At 73.9% G+C, this 18,509-nt stretch carries 14 protein-coding genes; 3 read left to right on the top strand and 11 right to left on the bottom strand.

Features of this window, described 5'->3' with window-relative positions; genetic code table 11:
• Nucleotides 1-361 precede the first annotated feature (361 nt).
• Together ACFV2S_RS14780 and ACFV2S_RS14775 are read right to left on the bottom strand one after the other, a co-directional pair.
• Nucleotides 362-802: an SRPBCC family protein gene (locus ACFV2S_RS14780; protein ID WP_385557960.1), complete on the bottom strand. Its 441-nt coding sequence runs from the start codon at nt 800-802 to the stop codon at nt 362-364.
• A complete protein-coding gene (locus tag ACFV2S_RS14775; RefSeq protein WP_385557957.1) occupies nt 799-1,626 on the bottom strand; it encodes a DeoR/GlpR family DNA-binding transcription regulator in 828 nt (275 codons plus the stop codon). The genes ACFV2S_RS14780 and ACFV2S_RS14775 overlap by 4 nt, the downstream gene beginning before the upstream one ends.
• 134 nt (nt 1,627-1,760) lie before the next feature.
• Between ACFV2S_RS14775 and ACFV2S_RS14770 the strand changes: the two genes are divergently transcribed.
• Nucleotides 1,761-4,160 carry a hypothetical protein gene (locus ACFV2S_RS14770; RefSeq protein ID WP_385557954.1) on the top strand — a complete coding sequence of 800 codons (2,400 nt, stop codon included), beginning with the start codon at nt 1,761-1,763 and terminating at the stop codon, nt 4,158-4,160.
• On the opposite strand, the gene ACFV2S_RS14765 is transcribed toward ACFV2S_RS14770, so the two are convergent.
• The 4 genes from ACFV2S_RS14765 to ACFV2S_RS14750 all read right to left on the bottom strand — a co-directional run bounded on the left by ACFV2S_RS14765 (nt 4,130) and on the right by ACFV2S_RS14750 (nt 8,854).
• Nucleotides 4,130-6,538, bottom strand: a complete 2,409-nt coding sequence (locus ACFV2S_RS14765) for a right-handed parallel beta-helix repeat-containing protein (protein ID WP_385557951.1) — start codon at nt 6,536-6,538, stop codon at nt 4,130-4,132. The genes ACFV2S_RS14770 and ACFV2S_RS14765 overlap by 31 nt on opposite strands.
• Before the next feature lie 215 nt (nt 6,539-6,753).
• A complete protein-coding gene (locus tag ACFV2S_RS14760) occupies nt 6,754-7,362 on the bottom strand; it encodes a hypothetical protein (RefSeq protein ID WP_385557948.1) in 609 nt (202 codons plus the stop codon).
• Between the two features lie 119 nt (nt 7,363-7,481).
• Nucleotides 7,482-8,306 carry an MOSC domain-containing protein gene (locus ACFV2S_RS14755; RefSeq protein WP_385557945.1) on the bottom strand — a complete coding sequence of 275 codons (825 nt, stop codon included), beginning with the start codon at nt 8,304-8,306 and terminating at the stop codon, nt 7,482-7,484.
• A gap of 53 nt (nt 8,307-8,359) precedes the next feature.
• On the bottom strand, nt 8,360-8,854 hold the full coding sequence (locus tag ACFV2S_RS14750; protein ID WP_385557942.1) for a DUF6643 family protein: 495 nt from the start codon (nt 8,852-8,854) through the stop codon (nt 8,360-8,362).
• Between the two features lie 531 nt (nt 8,855-9,385).
• Between ACFV2S_RS14750 and ACFV2S_RS14745 the strand changes: the two genes are divergently transcribed.
• The gene (locus ACFV2S_RS14745) at nt 9,386-11,077 is read left to right on the top strand and encodes a right-handed parallel beta-helix repeat-containing protein (protein WP_385557939.1); all 1,692 of its coding nucleotides are present in this window, start codon (nt 9,386-9,388) and stop codon (nt 11,075-11,077) included.
• A gap of 145 nt (nt 11,078-11,222) precedes the next feature.
• Here ACFV2S_RS14745 and ACFV2S_RS14740 read toward each other — a convergent pair whose 3' ends face one another.
• From ACFV2S_RS14740 to ACFV2S_RS14725, 4 genes are all read right to left on the bottom strand, one after another.
• Entirely contained in the window at nt 11,223-12,671 is a 1,449-nt protein-coding gene (locus ACFV2S_RS14740; protein ID WP_385557936.1) for a UDP-glucose dehydrogenase family protein, read from the bottom strand.
• Nucleotides 12,672-12,718: 47 nt separating this feature from the next.
• Complete coding sequence (gene galE, locus ACFV2S_RS14735) at nt 12,719-13,741, bottom strand: UDP-glucose 4-epimerase GalE (protein ID WP_385557933.1); 1,023 nt, start codon at nt 13,739-13,741, stop codon at nt 12,719-12,721.
• A 34-nt stretch (nt 13,742-13,775) separates the two neighbouring features.
• A complete protein-coding gene (locus ACFV2S_RS14730; RefSeq protein ID WP_385557930.1) occupies nt 13,776-15,665 on the bottom strand; it encodes a glycosyltransferase family 2 protein in 1,890 nt (629 codons plus the stop codon).
• 114 nt (nt 15,666-15,779) lie between these two features.
• Nucleotides 15,780-16,868, bottom strand: a complete 1,089-nt coding sequence (locus tag ACFV2S_RS14725) for a UDP-glucuronic acid decarboxylase family protein (protein ID WP_385557927.1) — start codon at nt 16,866-16,868, stop codon at nt 15,780-15,782.
• Nucleotides 16,869-17,172: 304 nt separating this feature from the next.
• Between ACFV2S_RS14725 and ACFV2S_RS14720 the strand changes: the two genes are divergently transcribed.
• The gene (locus tag ACFV2S_RS14720) at nt 17,173-17,868 is read left to right on the top strand and encodes a VOC family protein (RefSeq protein WP_385557924.1); all 696 of its coding nucleotides are present in this window, start codon (nt 17,173-17,175) and stop codon (nt 17,866-17,868) included.
• A 90-nt stretch (nt 17,869-17,958) separates the two neighbouring features.
• Here the strand turns inward: ACFV2S_RS14720 and ACFV2S_RS14715 are convergent, their stop codons facing one another.
• The gene (locus ACFV2S_RS14715; protein WP_385557921.1) at nt 17,959-18,477 is read right to left on the bottom strand and encodes a hypothetical protein; all 519 of its coding nucleotides are present in this window, start codon (nt 18,475-18,477) and stop codon (nt 17,959-17,961) included.
• Between the last annotated feature and the right edge of the window lie 32 nt (nt 18,478-18,509).

Raw genomic sequence — 18,509 nt, 5'->3', positions numbered from 1 at the left:
ATCCGCCACGATAGCTGACACCCCGTCAACATCCCAGAGCCCGCACGAGCCTTCGCCCCCGCGCCCGTGTGGGCCTTCGTCCGTGCCCGTGCGGGCCCGCGCCCGCCGTGTGGGCGCTCGCCCGCTGCCCGTGTGGGCAATCGTCCCGCTGGGCGGGACGGGTGGGCACACGGGACGGCGCCTTCTCGCGGCGCCTCTGCGTTCCGCGCCCTGGCCCGCACCACCAGGAGCCGTCACCGGTGGTGCGGGTTCAGGCGCGGGAGCCTGGGCGCGGCACGGGGCGCCGTTCCGTTGTGCCCACCCGTTCCGCCCCAGCGGAACGATTGCCCACAACGGGGCGGGGCGCAGCCCGCAACGGTGGTCACGTCCCCCGGAGCAAGCCGTCAAGGGCGCGGCCGAACACGGCGCGGCCCGCCGCCGCGAGCACCGGGTCCAGTGCCCGCGGCACGCCCCGGAGCGAGAGTTCCTCCGTCCAGCGCACCCGGCAGCCGCCCCCAGCCGCCTCCGTCACCTCGATCCGCGCCCAGCCCCGTACGACCCGCCCGGACTTCTCCAGGCGGCAGACGCCGGGCCGGCCGGCCGACGGGGGCTCCCAGCGCACGACCTCCATCGGGTCGTCGAAGGACAGCCGGCCGATGCCCGTCCGGGCGGTGAACCGCGTCCCCGCCCCGTTCGGCCCCGGCGTCAGCACCCGCGTCCGCGTCAGCGGCACCTGGCGGCCGTGCGCCGGCCAGTCGGTGAGCCTGAGCCACACCTCCTCCGGCGCCTGCGGCACGGTCCGCTCGATCCGGACGAGGCTCACGCCTGTTCCTCGCCCGGCACCACGAGGCCCGGCAGGTGCTCCGCCACCTCGGTCCGTACCCCCTCGGGCAGGCCGCGGTCGGTCACCCAGGTGTCGACCTCGTCGAGGGAGGCGAAGGAACTGAGGCCCACCGTGCCCCACTTGGTGTGGTCGGCGACGACGACGACCCGCCGCGCCGAGCGCATCAGGCACCGGTTGGTCTCGGCCTCCGCCAGGTTCGGTGTGGAGAGGCCGGCCTCCACGGACACCCCGTGCACGCCGAGGAAGAGCAGGTCGAAGTGGAGCGAGCGGATCGCCCGGTCGGCGACCGGCCCGACCAGCGCGTCGGACGGCGTGCGCACCCCGCCGGTCAGGACGACGGTCGCCGCGCCGCGCCGCGACTCGCCCCCGCCGCCGGTCTGCTGCGCCTCGTGGAACACGTCGGCGACCCGCACCGAGTTGGTGACCACGGTCAGGTCCGGCACGTCGAGCAGGTGCCGGGCGAGCGCGTAGGTCGTCGTGCCGCCGGACAGGGCGATCGCCGTGCCCGGCGCGACCAGGGCCGCCGCCGTCCGGGCGATCTCGTCCTTGGCGCTCGGTTCCAGCACCGACTTCGCCTCGAAGCCCGGCTCGTGGGTGCTCGCCTCGACCACCGGAACGGCCCCGCCGTGGACCTTCGCGACCATGCCCTGCCGGGCCAGCGCGTCCAGGTCGCGGCGGATCGTCATGTCCGAGACGTTCAGACGGCGGGTCAGTTCGTTGACCCGTACACCGCCACGCCGCCGTACCTCGTCGAGGATCAGGGCACGCCGCTGCTCCGCGAGGAGGTTCTGGTTGTCAGTCACCGCCGGGGCCGGTCCTTCCGCAGGAGACAAGGGGATGATTGTCGGATTCGGTGAGAGTCCGTGCGCGGTCGCACGGCCTTCCGGGATCCTGTTGCCGACGTCGCATCTTCCCACTCTGAGAGGAAGTCCCCTCAGTGTCCCCTGCCACACCCGCCCCGGAGAGCGGGGGCGCGGCGCTCGAACTCCTCGTCCACGGAGTCGGCGGAGCCACCCCCCAGGACATGCTCGACGACCCGAGGACCGTCCGGGTCACCGGCGACCGTACCGCCGCGATGTACCGGCGCGGCGAGGACCTCGACGCCGAGGACCACCCCGAGCGGTACGCGGCACGGCCCGTCCCGGAGGCGTACTGCTGGTCCAACCTGACCTCCGGCGACGGCGCCCGGGCCCTGTGGCTGCTGCTCCTGCCCTTCATGGTGGCCAACCTGGCGCACTGGATGCGGCCTCCCTCGCAGGGCAGACCGGGGCTCGTGCGGCTCTACGGCGTCCTCGTCCGGCTCGTCGCCCTCACCCTCACCGTCCTGCTGACCGCCGCCGCGTGCGAGGTCGCGCTCGACCTGACGGCCTGGCAGTGCGCCGCCACCACCGCGTGCACCGACCGGTACTCCTGGCTCGGGTTCCTCTCCGCCGGCCGGGGCGGCTGGTGGTCGGTGCCGGGCCGCCGCCTCGCCCTCGCCGCCCTCGTGCCCGCCGCGCTCGTCGGACTGCTCTGGTACCTCTCCAACCGGACCTGGAGCGCCTACGAGGCCCAGCGCCCGCCCACCGGATACGACGTGCCCGTCGCGGAGCCCCCGGCCGACACCGAGGCCGCGGACGCCGCCGACCCCGCCGGTCCCGTCGAGCTCCGTCCCGCGCTCGGCCGCCCCGGCTTCTGGTACGGCCGCCGGCTCGTCGCCCGCCTCCGCGCCGCCCACACCGCCGCCGGGTTCCTCACCGTCGCCGCCGCCCTCGTCACGGCGACCGCACGCCACGACGCCGGCGCGCCCGGCCTCCGTACCGTCCTCGGCTGGGGCCTGCGGGCCGCGGTCGCGGTCCTCGCGCTCGTCGTGCTCTGGGTCGTCTGCCGGCGCGGCCGCAGCGAGCGCCGCCTCGACCTGCGCGTCGAACGGGCCCTCGTCTCCTGGCTGCCCGCCGCGTCCCTGATCCTGCTCGCGCTCGCCGCCCTGCACGCCGGCTGGTCCCGCCCCGGCTGGACCTCGTCCGGAACCCTCCCCGGCGACGCCGTCTTCGGCGCGCTCACCCTCGCCCAGGGCGGTCTCGTCGTCGTCCTCGGGGTCGTCGCCCTGCTCCTCCAGCGGCCCCGCAGGGACCCCCGTACCGCGCTGCGGGGACTCGGCGGGCCCGCCGTCGCCATGCTCGCCTGCGCGCTCGCCGGGGTCATGTCCGGGGGAGTGGCGCAGCGGGTCGCGGACTGGCTCGACGGCCCCGCCACCCCCGGCATGGGCGACCACTCGGGTCCCAGGATCGGCCCGCCCGTCCTCCTCAGCTGGCAGGCCTCCGTCATCCCGCTGCTGCTCCTGCTGCTCCTCGTGCCCGCCGCCCTCCTCGCCGTGCGGACCCTCGTCGACGCCCGGCGCCTGCGCTCCGCCGTCGAGGCCGACTACGACGCCGCCGCCGAGCGCGACCCGGTCCGCACGGGACAGATCGCGGCCGACCGGGCCCGCGCCTCGCTCACCGACTCCGCGCCCGTCCTCGTCGGCGTGATCTCCGGCGCGACGCTGCTGCTCGGGGCCGGGTCCGTCGCCGGTGCCTGGGCCAGCGGGAACGTCCCCGGCCGCGCCTTCGACGGAGCCCATCCCGCGATCGCCTCCCTCGCCTCCGTCACCCAGGCGCTCGGCTCCTGGATGATCGGCCTGGGCTTCCTGCTCTTCGTCACCTGGGGCCGCCGCGCGTACAAGGACGCCTCCGCCCGCCGCACCATCGGCATCCTCTGGGACGTGGGCACCTTCTGGCCCCGGGCGGCCCACCCGTTCGCCCCGCCCTGCTACGCCGAGCGCGCGGTTCCCGACCTCACCTGGCGGATGAACTCCTGGACCCGCGGCACCGGCGGGCGGCTCGTCATCTCGGGCCACTCCCAGGGCAGCGTCCTCGCCGCGGCCGCCGTCTGGCAGCTGAGGCCCGCGACCCGGAGACGGGTCGCGCTGCTCACGTACGGCTCACCCCTGGAGCGGCTCTACGGCCGCTGGTTCCCCGCGTACTTCGGCCCCGAGGCGCTGCGCGGCCTGAACCGCACCGTGCACTGCTGGAGCAATCTGTACCGCGCCACCGACCCCATCGGCGGCCCCGTCCGGGTGCCCGCGGAGGAGGGCCGGCCGCCCGTCGACGCGCCGGTGCTCCTCGACCCCGTCGCGTACGGCCGCACCCGCGCGCACCCGCTGCCCGAACCGATCCTGGGCCACTCCGACTACCAGGCCGACCCGGCGTTCGCGCGGTGCCGCTCGGAGCTCCTCGACCGGCTCCCGCCCGCCCTTCCCCGTCAGAGGGCCTCGGACGAGGAGGCGGATCAGGGGAGTTCGGGCAGGTCCTCCGGGTAGAGCAGGGTCAGGTCGTCCGTGCTCGCGTCCGCGAGCTCGGCGACCCGGCCCGCGTGCCGCTCCACCATGGACTCGAACGTCTGCCGCGCCGTGCGGCCGTTGCCGAACGCGGGGCCCTTCGGCAGCTTCTCGAAGTACGTGAGGAGGGCCTCGTCGGTGCCGGGGGAGAGCCGGTACTCGTGCTCGTCCGCCTGCTGGCCGACGATCCGCAGCAGCTCCTGCGGCGCGTAGTCGCCGAAGGAGATGGTCCGCGAGAAGCGCGAGGCCACACCCGGGTTGACGGTGAGGAAGCGCTCCATCTCCGCGGTGTACCCGGCGACGATGACCACCACCGCGTCCCGGTGGTCCTCCATCAGCTTCACGAGGGTGTCGATCGCCTCGCGGCCGAAGTCCCGCCCGGAGTCCTCGGGCGACAGCGCGTACGCCTCGTCGACGAAGAGCACCCCGCCGCGCGCCCGGTCGAAGGCCTCCTGCGTGCGGATCGCCGTCGAGCCGATGTGCTCGCCGACCAGGTCCACCCGGGAGACCTCCACCAGGTGCCCGCGCTCCAGGACTCCGAGCGAGGCCAGGATCTCGCCGTACAGCCGGGCCACCGTCGTCTTGCCGGTGCCCGGGTTTCCGGTGAAGACCAGATGCCGGCGGACCGAGGCCGCCTTCAGCCCCGCCTCCTGGCGCCTGCGCCCCACCTCGATCATGTTGGTGAGGGTCCGGACCTCCAGCTTGACGCTCTCCAGACCCACCAGGGCGTCCAGCTCGCCGAGTACGTCCTGCGAGGAACGGGCATCCGGAGCCGGCTCCGGCGGGGCCGGGGCGGCCGGCACGGTGGCGCGCGGCGGAGGGACCGTGCCGAGCAGTCCCGGCGACTGCGTGGCCGTCAGGACGGTCCCGCCGTCGGGCACGGAGGAGCGGACCGCGCTCTCGTCGCTGGTGCAGTCCTCGGCGCTGGCGCCCTCCTCGGGGAACTCGTAGCCGCCGCGCGCGCACCGCTCCGTGCGGCACTTGCGCAGGGTCGTGCGGCAGCCGTCCGTGACGTGGAAGCCGTATCCGCCGCTGCCGGTCACCCGGCAGCCGTGGAAGGAGCCGCGGCCCTCCGCCGACACGTAGAAACCGGCCTCGGCGGGCGAGGTGACCACGCACCGGTCGATCGTGGGGTCGGCGCCCTTGGTCACGATGACCCCGGTCTGCACGGAGTCGATCGTGCAGCCGCCGAGGGTGCCGCCGCTGCCGTGGTCCCGGAACCAGGCGCCCGTGGAGGCCTCCCGGATCCGGCAGTCGTCGAGCTGGGCCGTGGCTCCGTCGCTGACGGACACGGCCGTGTTCCGCACCTGGGTCAGATCGCTGTCGACGACGTCCACGCGCGAGCCCCGGTCGAGGACGAACAGCGCGTCCGGCACGTCGTGCACCCGGCAGGCGTCGAGGACCGCGGTCGCGCCGTCGCTCACCCACACCGCCGGGTAGTCGCCCGTGCTGTCGTGGATCTCGCACTGGTTGGCGTCCACCCGCGTCCCCGGGTCCCACACCGAGAGACCGTTGCGCCCGAAGCGGCGGACGGTCGACCGGGTCAGCGTGAGGACCGAGCGCGAACGCAGGTCGACCGCGTTCTCCGGGACGTCGTGGATGTCGCAGTCCGAGAGCGTGAGCACCGCGTCCGTGTCGAGCGTGATGCCGTCCGCCGAGGTGCGGTGCACGGAGGAGTCGGTGAGGTGGGCGGTGGCGCGGCCGGCGATCTGCAGCCCGGCGCCCTTGATCTCGTACACCTCGCAGCCGACGCCCTCCAGGCCGCTGCCCTCGCCGGTCACGGCGATGCCGGCGCCGGAGGCGTGGTGCACCCGGCAGCGCTCCAGGCGCGGATGCGCCCCGCCGCGCACCGAGACCCCGGCCTGCCCGGCGGAGACGACCTCGCACTCCTCGAACACCCCGCCCGCGCCGTCGAGCACGGCGATGCCGACCCCGGCCGGGTTGTCGACGGTGCAGCGGCGGACCGTCGGGCGGGCGGCGCCCCGCACCTCGATCCCCGCGGCCGAGCGGGTCATGATGCGCAGGTCGAGCAGCTCGGGGGTGCCGTCCTCGACGAGCAGCGCGGGCGCGGCCACGTCCTGCCCCTCGATGTGCAGGTCCTGGACGGTGACGGAGGCCCGGAGGGTCAGCGGGACCCCGTCCGGGGGCGCGATCCGCACCGAACCGCCGCCGCCCTCGGGACCGCGCAGGGTGATGGCGCGCCGGACCACCAGGTTCTCCCGGTAGGTGCCGGGCGCGACGGTGAGGACGTCCCCGTCGCCCGCGGCCTCCAGGGCGGCGGCGAGAGAGGGGTACTCACCCGTGCGGCGCCGCCACCGCGATGTGCCGGTGTGCGTCACCTGGACCGTGCCCTGTGCCATGGGTGTGTCCTGCCCCCGCCTCATGCCTCGCCGCTGATCCGATGCCCCACCGTAGCGCGCGCGGCGCCCCCGGGTTGACGGGTCGGCGGCCCGCGCCCGCAGCGGACGCCGGGTGGTGCCGGACACGCGTCACCGCCGGTCCCGGGTGATCCGGAGCGGTCGAACCCGGTCGCGGAGCGGTCTCACCCGAACGCGGTCCGAGGTGCGTGCCGGACTCAGCTTCCCGTGCCCGTCCGGCCCCAGTCGGGGCCCGCCGCGGCCCACGCCCGGTCCAGGCGCGCGTGCCGCAGGACCACCAGTCTCCGGACGGCGAGGCGGCGGACCAGCTCCACCAGCAGGCCGGCGAGGAGCCCGGCCGTCAGACCGGCGACGACCGCGTGCGCGCGCGCCGCCGACGCCTGCAGGGGCGGACCCACCGGCCGCCCGTCCCGGTCCGTCCAGAGCCTGAACGCGGCGCCGGGCGCGGAGTGCTGCCGGGCCGTCGGCACCGTCCCCGTGCGGGCCGAGCCGTCCGGCGCCGTCCAGCGGGCGACGACGGAGCGCCGCAGCCGCTCCTCGCCGGCCGTCTCGACGGACCGGGGGCCGCTGACGGGGCCGTCGGCGAGCCGTACCACCCGGGCGGTCGTCGGCAGTCGCTGCTCCTGCTGCGTGCGGACCGCGCGCGACAGCGAGCCGTACGCGGAGGTGCCGGCCGCCCAGGCGGTCAGCGGCACCGCCAGGCAGAGCAGGACGGCCGCCGCGAAGGCGACCCACGCCTCGACGAGATCGGTGGTCCGGCGCAGGGGATTGTGCCGCCAGCGCCAGAGTCCGGTGGCTGCGCGCACGTGTGGACCCCCTCGTTGTCAACCGCTCCTCCAACGAGTGTGACCCCGGGCCGGGTTCCCCGCCCGTCGGTCCGTGGTCCGTGGCGCGCCCCCGGAGTCCCCGGCCCGGGTTCCCCGGGTCAGTCCACGATCTTCACGGCGTCGCCGACCCGGACGGTGCCGGTGTGCTCGGGGACGAGGTTCTGGCCGAAGATGAGGCGGCCGTCGCTCTTGCGGTGCCGCGCGAGGGTCCGCAGGGGCTCCTTGCCCCGCTCCGCGGTGAGCTGGTTCGTCGTGGTGACGACGCAGCGCCCGCAGGGCCGGGCGACCCGGAAGGTGACCTCTCCGACGGCGAGCCGCGTCCAGCCGTCCTCGGCCCAGGGCGCGGTGCCCTCCACGACCAGGTTCGGGCGGAAGCGGTTCATGGGCAGCGGGCCCTCGTCGGCGTGGTCGCCCTGCGCGATGAGGGAGTTGAGCGCGTCGAGCGAGGACGTGGTGGCGACGAGCAGGGGATAGCCGTCGGCGAAGCTCACGGTCTCGCCGGGCAGCGCGTAGTCGGGATCGACGGGACGCCGGTGCTCGGGCGCGTCCATGTGCACGAGCCGTACGTCGCTGTCCAGATACGCGGAGAGCCAGGCGGCCGCGGCGGGGTCGGCCGGGACCGCCTCCACGGGCTTGTCGAAGATCTCCATCGTGAGGGTGGTCGAGGGGTGCGGGACCTCGACCTCCAGTATCGGCCGGCCGGGAGCGGAGAGGGCGACCCCGCCGCCCGGCAGCGGCTGCGCCGTGGCCAACGCCATGAGGGGGTGACGGCGTTGGGTCACGACCTTGTCGGCGGCGTCGACGACCGCCCAGCGGCGGTCCGTGGCCAGCCCCCAGGGCTGGACCTCGGCCTCCGTGCGGTCCAGCGCGCGCATGGACTTCACCGGATGGACGTGGACGGAGCGGAGCACAGGAGTCGGCATGCCCTCATCCTGCCAGCCGCTCCGGTCCCCCCGGGGGCCGGAGCGGCGAGCGGTCAGTAACCCCCGCCCTGGTAGGGACGGTTGTACGGGTCGTCGTACGGCGCGGGGGCGGGGACCGGTGCGGGCCGGGGCGCCGCCGGGCGCATCGCCTCGTATCCGGCGGCGGCCGGGCGGGGCTGCTGCGGGTACGGGCCGCCCGGGTAGCCGCGCGGGGCCACCTGCTGCTGCGGGATGTACGGGGCCGGGGCGTGCTGCAGCGGGACGGGGGCCATCTGCGGCGCGGGCTGGGGGTAGCCGTAGCCGCTGTTGTAGGCGGGGGCGGGCTGCGGGGTGGGCGCCGCCGGGAGGGCGGGCAGTGCCGCGGGGAGCGCCGGCAGGTAGGAGCCGCTCACGGGGAAGCTGCTGCCGGTGTCGTAGGCGGCGGGCACTCGGATCGGGGCGATCTGAGGCGTGCCCCGCTCCGCGACCAGGGAGTCGTAGATCGGGGTGTCCGGGAAGGACGGCGCGGTGTGGTAACCGCCTCCATAGGTGGAGCGGGGGGAGGTCATGGCACATAAGTTAAGCCCACGATGTGCTGGTTGGGGAGTCCCCATCTTGCGGTTATCCGTTTTACGCTGGTTTTGTCGGCCTGACCTGCCGAAACGTTGTTAAAGGCTGCGTTAACGGCGAGAGATTTTCACCCGATGGACGCACTCTCGACGAGAGTGGCGGTCGGGTCGCAAGGGCGGCCTCCGCCCCGCCGACCAGGGCGGATGGCTTCGACCTCGAACGCCTGAAGCTCTGGATTACCGCGCTATTACCGACCGTAACTGCAGTCTGGTCGACGTCCCGCCGAAAGCGCGCTCCGTGACGGGCCGGCTACGGGCGCGGGGGGCGATGTCGGCCCGTTCTGGAAAGGGGCGCTCCGCGGATAGTCCCGACGTGTCGGCGGGGCGTCCCGGTCGGTGCCGAATCGTGGGGCGGTCGTGCGCACGTGACTCGGATGCCGCACGTTCGACGGCGTTTCAGATGCCCCTTTTCTGACAGTCTGCTGCTTCATGTGCCGTGTACGGCACCGGACACGTCCCCAGGGGGTACGCGTGAACGCGGTGAAGCGGAGCCGGACGACCAGGGTCGCGGCCGGAGTCTCGGCCGTGGTGTTCCTGTTGATGACGGGGTGCGACGTGCCGGGGGTCTACCGCCCCGCCCGCCCCGCGAGCCGCGGTCCGTTCACCTTCTACGTGAGTCCGGACGGCGACGACGGGAACGACGGCATGTCGCCGGAGAAGCCCTGGCGGACCCTCGACCACGCGAACACCGCGAACTTCCGGCCCGGCGACCGGCTCCGGCTCCGGGGCGGCGAACGGTACCGCGGCACCATCACCCTGGACGAGGGCGAGGCGGGCAGCGCCGCCCGGCCCGTGGTGATCGAGTCGTACGGTACGGGCCGGGCCACCATCGCGCCCCGCGGCACGTCCGGCATCACCGTGCGGGACACCGCGGGCGTGGAGATCAGGAACCTCGTGCTGGTCGGCGACCGCAAGGCGCTGCACGAAGGAGTCGGCATCGCCCTCCGCGCCACCCGCCCCGGGGACCGCGGGCTCGCCCACGTCAGGATCGCGAACGTGGAGGCGCGGGGCTTCCAGAACGGGATCAGCGTCGGCGCGGACGACGACGCCGTCACGGGCTACAGCGACGTGCGCATCAGCGATGTCTCCGTGCACCACAACCTGGAGGCCGGACTCGTCTTCTACGGACCCGAGTTCACGGCGGACCGCCCGGCCTACGCGCACTCCGGGCTGCGGATCGAGCGCGTCACGGCGTACGCCAACACCGGCGACCCGGACAGCGACGCGCGGAACACCGGCAGCGGCATCGCCCTCGGCAGCGTCCGGGACGCGAAGGTGACGCGCTCGGTCGCCCACGACAACGGCGCGCGCTCCGCGCCCGGCGCCCAGGAGGGCCCGGAGGGCATCTGGGCGTACGACTCGACCGAGGTGGTCCTGGAGAACAACCGCTCCTACCGGAACCGGACCGGCTCCCGCGTGGACGGCGGCGGTTTCGGCCTCGACAACAACGTGTCCCACTCGGTCATGCAGTACAACCTCGCCTACGGCAACGACGGGCCGGGGTTCCTCGTCTACTCCGGCCAGGCGACCGGGGCCCACCGGGACAACGTCGTCCGCTTCAACATGAGCTGGGACGACGCGCGGAAGCTCCCCGAGTACGGCGGCATCGTCGCCTACGGCTCCCTCATGAGGAACCTGGACGTCTACAACAACACGGTGGTGATGCGGACCGACCGGCTGGCCTCCGCGGAGGCCGCGGGAATCCGGCCCCCGGCGCTGCGGCTGCGCGACGGCATGAACAGCGTGAGCGTCCACGACAACATCTTCGCCACCGACGGCGGGCCCCTGGTCGAAGCCCAGTCGGCGTACCTCCCCGGCACGCACCAGCTCCGGAGCAACGTCTACCACAGCACGGGCCCCTGGTCGCTGGGCTGGGGCGGCCGGCGCTTCACCGACCTCGACGAATGGCGCACCGCCTCCCGCCAGGAGCTCCTCGGCGGCGAGCCCACCGGCACCGGCGACGACCCCTGCCTGCGCGCCCTGACCGTCCCCGTCACCGACCCGGCGGGGGCCGAGAACCTCGTACCGCGCTGCGAGGACGAGGTGGTCACGAGCATGGGCCCGCAGGCCTCGGGCGTGGATGTGGGCCCCGTCGACTACTTCGGCAACCGCGTCCCGGACGTCCTGCGGCCCGGCGCCGCCCAGTCGGTTCCGGCCCCCTGAGCCGGATCTCCCCGGGGAGCCGGCGCACCCCGGCTCCCCGCGCTCTCCCCGCACGACGCCCGGGCCCGCCGGACGCACCGTGACGCCGCCCCGCACGACGGGTCCGGGACCACGGGTGCGGGGCGGCGCTCACGAGGACCTTCCGCTACACCCTCCGGCCCGTGCCGGTCGGCAGCGCCGGGGACAGGGGGCCGGTGGCGCGGTCGCCCTCGGCGGCGGGCGAGGCGATCGTGGCCCGCAGCGGCTCCCCGGCCGGGACGGCCGGCCGGCCCTGCGAGGGCGAGGGGCGGCCGAGCGCCTCGACGGTCCAGCCGGCGGCCCGCCATTCCTCGTGCCGGAGCGCGTTGCGCGCGTCGACGAGGACCGGCCGGCGGACCACACGGGCCAGCTTCACCGGGTCCGCCTCGCGGTACTGCGCCCACTCGGTGAGGTGCAGAACGAGCTCGGCCCCCTGGCAGGCCGTCAGGAGGTCGGCCTCGCAGCGCAGTTCCGGATGGGCGCGGCGCGCGTTCGCGGCGCCCTCCGGGTCGTGCACGCGGATGTCGGCGCCCTCCCGGTGCAGGGCCGCCGCCACCGCCAGCGCCGGCGAGTCGCGCACGTCGTCGCTGTCCGGCTTGAACGTGGCGCCCAGGACGGTCACCCGGCGGCCGGCCAGGTCGCCTCCGGCCATTCGGCGGGCGAGGGCGACCGTCCGCGTCCGCTGCCGCTGGTTGATCTCGTCGACCTGGTCGAGGAAGGCCAGCGCGGAGCCGACGCCGAGCTCCTCGGCGCGGGCGGTGAACGCCCGGATGTCCTTGGGCAGGCAGCCGCCGCCGAAGCCGAGACCGGCGTTGAGGAAGCGCCGGCCGATCCGGGTGTCGTGGCCGAGGGCGTCGGCGAGGGTGACCACGTCCGCCTGCGCGGCGTCGCAGACCTCGGCCATCGCGTTGATGAACGAGATCTTGGTGGCGAGGAACGAGTTGGCCGCGGACTTGACCAGTTCGGCCGTGTTCGGGTCGGTGCCGATGTACGGGACCCCCGCGTCCAGCATCGGGGCGTACAGCCGGCGCAGCGTCCGGTCCGCCTCCCGGCACGTGGTGCCGGCGACGATCCGGTCGGGCCGCAAGGTGTCCTCGACGGCGAAGCCCTCGCGCAGGAACTCGGGGTTCCACGCCACGTCCGCCCGCACGCCCGCCGGGACGAGACCCGCGATGCGCTCGGTCAGGCGCGCGGTCGTGCCCACCGGCACGGTCGACTTCCCGACCAACAGGCAGGAGGCGGTCAGGTGCGGCACCAGCCCGTCGACGACGGCGTCGACGTACCGGAGGTCGGCCGCGCGGGAGCCGGCCCGCTGGGGCGTGCCCACGCAGATGAAGTGGACCTCGCCGTGCGCCGAGGCCTCGCGCAGGCTGGTGCCGAAACGCAGGCGTCCGGAGGCGAGGGCCCGGGTGAGGACTTCGTCGAAGCCGGGTTCGTAGAAGGGGGGCCGGCCCTCCGCGAGGGCCGCGATCTTCTCGGTGTCGACGTCGACGCCGAGGACGTCGTGTCCGATGTCGGCCATGCACGCGGCGTGCACGGCTCCGAGGTAGCCCGTTCCGATGACGGTCAACCGCATGCGGAGCTCTCCTGTCTGAACGCGAGGGCGGGGTGGGGGACTACGGGTCAGGGCGCGTAGCCGTACGGGTTCCGCTGCTGGAAGGTCCATGCGTCGCGGCACATGGCGGCCAGGTCACGGCGCGCGGTCCAGTCCCAGGCCGCGGCGACCTTCGAGGGGTCGGCGACGAGCTCCGCGACGTCGCCGGGGCGGCGCTCGGTGACGCGGTACGGGATCGGCCGCCCCGACGCCTCCTCGAAGGTGCGTACGAGCTCCAGGACGGAAGCGCCGCGCCCGGTCCCGAGGTTGAAGACCCGCATGCCCGGCTCGTCGTCGATGTGGTCCAGCGCGGTGCGGTGCCCCTCGGCGACGTCCACGACGTGGACGTAGTCGCGGACGCCGGTGCCGTCGGGGGTGGGGAAGTCGTCGCCGAACACGCTGAGCCGGTCACGGCGGCCCACGGCGACCTGGGTCAGGAAGGGCATGATGTTGTTCGGCACGCCGCTCGGGTCCTCGCCGAGGAGTCCGGAGGGGTGGGCTCCGGCGGGGTTGAAGTACCGCAGGGCCAGCACCCGGAGCTCGGGCACGTGCCGGCAGACGTCCGCGAGGATCCGCTCGCAGGTCCACTTGGTGGTGGCGTACGGGTTGGTCGGCGCCGCGGGCGACTCCTCGGTCAGGGGAACGGTCGTGACGTCCCCGTAGACCGAGCAGGAGGACGAGAACACCAGGCGGTGCACGCCGTGGTCGTGCATGGCCGAGACCAGCGCCGTCGTGCCGCCGACGTTGATGTCGTAGTACGCGAGCGGGATCTGCACCGACTCGCCGACGGCCTTCTTCGCGGCGAAGTGGATCACCGCGTCGATCGGGTGGCTCGCGAACACGGTGTCGAGGGCCCGCCGGTCGCGTACGTCGGCGACATGGGCCGCCGCGATGGGGCGGCCGGCGACCTTCGCGACCCGTTCGAGGACCTCGGGCGAACTGTTGGAGTGGTCGTCGAGCACGACCACCTCGTGGCCGGCCTGCAGCAGCTCGACGCAGGTGTGGCTGCCGATGAAACCGGCACCGCCGGTGACCAGCACGGTCTGGGGCACGGAAACCTCATTTCTCGATCGGCCTCGGGGGCCGTCACCAGGCGTAGAAGCCAGTGAGATAGGTGGGGAACACGACGACCGCGAGCCCCAGCGGAAGCAGGGACGACAGGCCCGCGGCGAGCGGCAGCGCGGCCGTGCGCAGCGCCCGCACGGCGGGGGTCCCGGTGGCCCGCGCGGTCTCCCTGACGTGCAGTGCGCCGATCGCGAGCGTCACCGCGGTGTACGAGGCGGAGCCCAGGATGCAGAGGAAGACGTAGCCGACGGCGGGGCCGGTGAACTGGCCGACGAGGGCCGCGCCCGACAGGAACACCGTGATCAGCAGGTACGGGGCGACGGCGCGCAGCGGGAGCCGCTCCAGGCCGTCGCGCTTCTTCGGGGTGACCTTGAAGGTGATCTGGCGCGGCCTCAGCTTCTGGACCACCGCGGCCAGCACGCCCCAGGTCACGTACGGCCAACGGGAGAGCCCGAACAGCCAGATCTCCCAGCTGAAGATCGGGGCGTCCTTGGGGCGCAGCAGGCCCCGGCGCCGGCACAGCAGCGTCAGCAGGATCAGCCAGACGGACATGCTCCAGAAGTGCCCGAGGAACGAGAAGTAGTTGACGTCGATCCAGGGAGCTCCGGTGACCGCGGCGACCGGCGGCAGCAGGATGCCCATGATCGTGGCGCCGGCGAGCAGCGGGTAGTACAGCAGGGCGGCCCCGAAGCGCACCCTGAGCTTCAGGGGCATCCGGCCCAGGTGGCGCGGCAGCATGCCCAGGAGCATGACGGCCAGGCTGCGGGACCACTGGAACTCCTGGGTGATCATGGCGCCGAAGGTGAGGGGGCCTTCGCCGTGCGCGTCCGCGTCGATCGCGAAGGCGCCCTCCCAGCCGGCCGAGGTCAGCAGGAACGAGGTGGAGAAGTCCTCGGCGAGCTCGGGGCCCAGGCCGCCGATGTCCCGGAGCGCTTCCGTACGGACGGCGTAGTGCGAGCCGATGCAGACGGGGGCGAGCCCGGCGGAATGGCCCAGCTGGACGGGCCCGTGGAACATGGCCTCACGGTGCAGCCGGCCGCGGGCCGCCCAGGACTCCCCGGCGTTGGAGTCGCAGACGCTGGGGGCCGCGACGTAGCCGACGGCGGGGTCGGCGAAGGGGCGGACGACCTCGGCGAGGTACGTGGGCGCGGGGACGTGGTCGCAGTCGAGCTGGGCGACCACGTCGTACCGGTCGTAGCCCCAGTGGTCGTAGAAGAAGGCGAGGTTGCCCTCCTTGCACCGCGTGCGCCGGGGCCAGTCGGCCCGGTGGTAGTCGGCGCGGCCCCGGCGGCAGGAGACGTTCACGGCGTGGGCACGGCACCAGTCGAGGATCTCCTCGGTGGGGTCCTCGTCGCAGAGCCAGACGTCGTAGCCGTGCGGGAACTGCTGGCCGAGCATCGCCTCCAGGGTGCGGCGGGCGATGTCCCAGCCCTCGGACGGGGCGCGGGTGACGACGAACGCGGTGCGGAGCGCGGGCACGCCGACCGCCGGGTCGAAACGGCGGATCCGCAGCAGCGCCACGAGGAAGTGCACCGGCAGATAGGTGAGGTACAGCAGGAGCGCGCTGTTGACGATCAGGCCCGTCCAGCCGATGCGGTGGGACGGTTCGAGCCACCAGGCCCAGAACCAGACCAGACAGGCCGCCCAGCCGAGGGACAGCAGGGCGACCAGGAAGCGGTCCGGGCGGGAGAACGCCCGGACGAAGCTGGACGGGGAGGCGTGACGACGGCGTGCCGGGCGGGCGAGGACGGGGCCGTCCGGGCCGATGGAGGCGACCGAGCCGTCGGACAGGGCGTGGATGGCGTCGCCCAGTGCCTCCCACTCCTCCGGCGAGCCCGGAGCCGGCGAGGAGAGCGGGGGTTCCTGGACGGCGCCGGTCCCGTGGACGGGACCTTGCTCCAAGGACGTCATGGCGGCAGGTTCTCCAGGCGGTGTGGCAGGGGGAGGGGAGGGGAGGAGGCGGGGGAGGGCTGAGGGAGCCCGGTGCCGCGGCGTACCGGCGGGCGGTCCGCCGCGGCGTGCCGTTCAGCCGCCCGCGACCGTGGCTCCCGGGGCGGCGGACGTCACGCCGGCGCCCGCAGGACCGGGGATCGTCTGCGGTGCGACGGGCGCCGGGGCCACGGCGGCCAGCGGGACCGTCTCGTTCTGACCGCCGCGGATCGCCGCTGCGGAGGCGCCGAGGCGATCCGGGCGGGCGCCGAAGTACGCCACGGTGCGGCGCAGGCCCTCGGTGATGTCGATCTCCGGCTCCCAGCCGAGCACCTCACGGGCGCGGATGATGACCGGGCGGCGGCGGACCGGGTCGTCGACCGGCAGGGGGTGGTGTCTCACCTCCGAGGTCGAGCCGGTCATCTCCAGCACGATCGAGGCGAGTTCGGAGACCGTGCGCTCGACCGGGTTGCCGAGGTTGAAGGGGCCCAGCTCGGTCGAGTCGAGGAGCGCGACCAGTCCGCGGACGAGGTCGTCGACGTAACAGAAGCTGCGGGTCTGCCCACCGTCGCCGTAGATGGTGAGCGGTTCGCCGGTCAGGGCCTGGGTGATGAAGCTGGACACCACGCGACCGTCGTGCGGGCGCATCCGGGGACCGTAGGTGTTGAAGATCCGTGCGATGCCGACGTCGACCCCGTGCGTGCGGCGGTAAGCGGCGGAGACCGCCTCGGCGTATCGTTTCGCCTCGTCGTAGACGCTGCGCGGGCCGATGGAGTTGACGTTGCCCCAGTACGTCTCCTCCTGCGGGTGGACCAGGGGATCCCCGTAGATCTCGCTGGTCGAGGCGAGGATGAAGCGGGCGCCGTGGCGCAGCGCCAGGAGCAGGGCGTTCTCGGTGCCGCGGCTCCCGACCGCCAGGGTCTCCAGCGGGTGGCGCAGGTAGTCGGGCGGGGAGGCCGGGGAGGCCAGGTGGGCGACGGCGTCGACGCGACCGGTGACCTCCACGGACACGCTCACGTCGGAGTGCTGGAACTCGAAGGCCGGGTGGGCCAGGAGAGGGGCGATGTTCTCGGGGTCGCCCGTCGAGAAGTTGTCGAGGCACACCACGGAGTCGCCGCGCCGCAGAAGCGCCTCGCACAGGTGCGACCCAAGGAAACCACCGCCACCGGTCACGGCAACGCGCATGTGTTTCTCCAGGAATGAGAAGCGGAATGGCCGGAGGCCCCGTTCCCATGAATCGCCGAATGGCGGAATCGCCCGACGATCAGAAAAGCGGACTCTCTCGGAAGACGCAGGACGAGAGTATGGGCATACGTAGTCATTTTTACGGAGGCAATTCGGGGACTGGGCTGATCGGCGGGTGCCATGAGGGGGAGCGCGCGGGGCGCCGCCCCGCTAGCCGTTGTGCCGCACGTCGAACGGCGTAATCGGACGGTGTCACCCGCATGTGTGCGCGGTGGGTCTCGCAGAGGGCTGCGAGGATGCGGCGATGGAACACATACTGAGTCGGCGGGAAGCGTCCGAGGCTGTCTACGACCAGGGTTGGCGGTTCTTGCTGGGCACGCTGCGCACGTCGGTCCCGGTCGGATCGTTGGCCCAGGCGATCGGCCTGGCGGCGGACGCCGTCGCGGTGTGCGGCGGCGACGCCGATCGGCACCTTCGGGTCGACGTCCGCCCCCAGCGGGTCGTGCTGACCCTGCAGTCGGTGGACCACGCGGCGGTGACCACCCGGGACGTCGAACTCGCACGTCGGATCTCCGCCGCGGTCGACGGGACCGGGTCGCTGACGACGGAGCCCGAGATCGGAACGGGGGCACCGCGGTCGGTCCAACTCGTGGAGATCGCGATCGACGCGCTGGACATCGCCGAGATCCGGCCGTTCTGGAAGGCGGTGCTGGGCTATGCCGACGAGGCGGGCGCCGAAGGACCGGAGGATCCACTGGTCGACCCCGTCGGGCAGAACCCGGCGATCTGGTTCCAGCGGATGGACCGGGCGCGCCCCCAGCGCAATCGCATCCACTTCGACGTCTGCGTTCCCCATGACGAGGCACCCCGGCGGGTCGAGGCCGCGCTGGCGGCAGGGGGCCGACTCGTGTCCGCGACCCGTGCCCCCGCGTTCTGGGTGCTCGCCGACGCGGAGGGGAACGAGGCCTGCGTGACCACCTGGCAGGGCCGGGACGCCTGAGGCACGCTTCGGACCCACCGGTCACAGCGCCGCGTCGCGGGATGCTTCCAGCGCGGCGCCGGGTCGGGGGATACGGCTACGGCTCCGTCGTCAGAGCTCGCCGCGGCGCGCGAGCTGCTGCACCGCGTTCTCGCGGACGATCTCGTCCTCGGCGTCGCGCAAGGCCTCGAGGGCCGCTCGGGCCTCCGCGACGGGAAGGGCGCCGAGCGCCCAGATCGCCTTCACCGCGAGCGCCCGGTTCTCGTCCCAGTCCAGATGCCGGGGAACCCAGTGGGTCGCCAGGACCAGCGTCGGCACCGTCCCGGGCGAGCGGAGCCTGCCCAGCGCGGACACGATGTCCTCGTGCCTCCTGTGCCATTCGGCGGGGAACAGTGCGGTCAACGGCTCCAGGAACTCCTCGCCCGAGACGCCCGAGACAGCCTTGACGATCATCGCCATCTCGACGTCGACGGCGTCCCGGCGCTCCACGGCGTCCCGGAGAAGCCGGAGCGCCAGGGCCCCGCCGTCGGGCTCGCCGAAGTGGGCGAGCACCTCGTCGACCGTGCGTCTCCGGCCCTTGCCGGGTACGAACACCAGGCCCATGACCAGATCCCGCTCCTCGGGGGTCATCGCCCGACCACCTCCCCTGCGTGGAACGCTCC

The organism is Streptomyces sp. NPDC059695 (assembly GCF_042733785.1).
Classification (GTDB): Bacteria; Actinomycetota; Actinomycetes; order Streptomycetales; family Streptomycetaceae; genus Streptomyces.
Note: the sequence above shows the minus strand (reverse complement) of the source record. Positions and strands in the feature narration are given on the sequence as shown.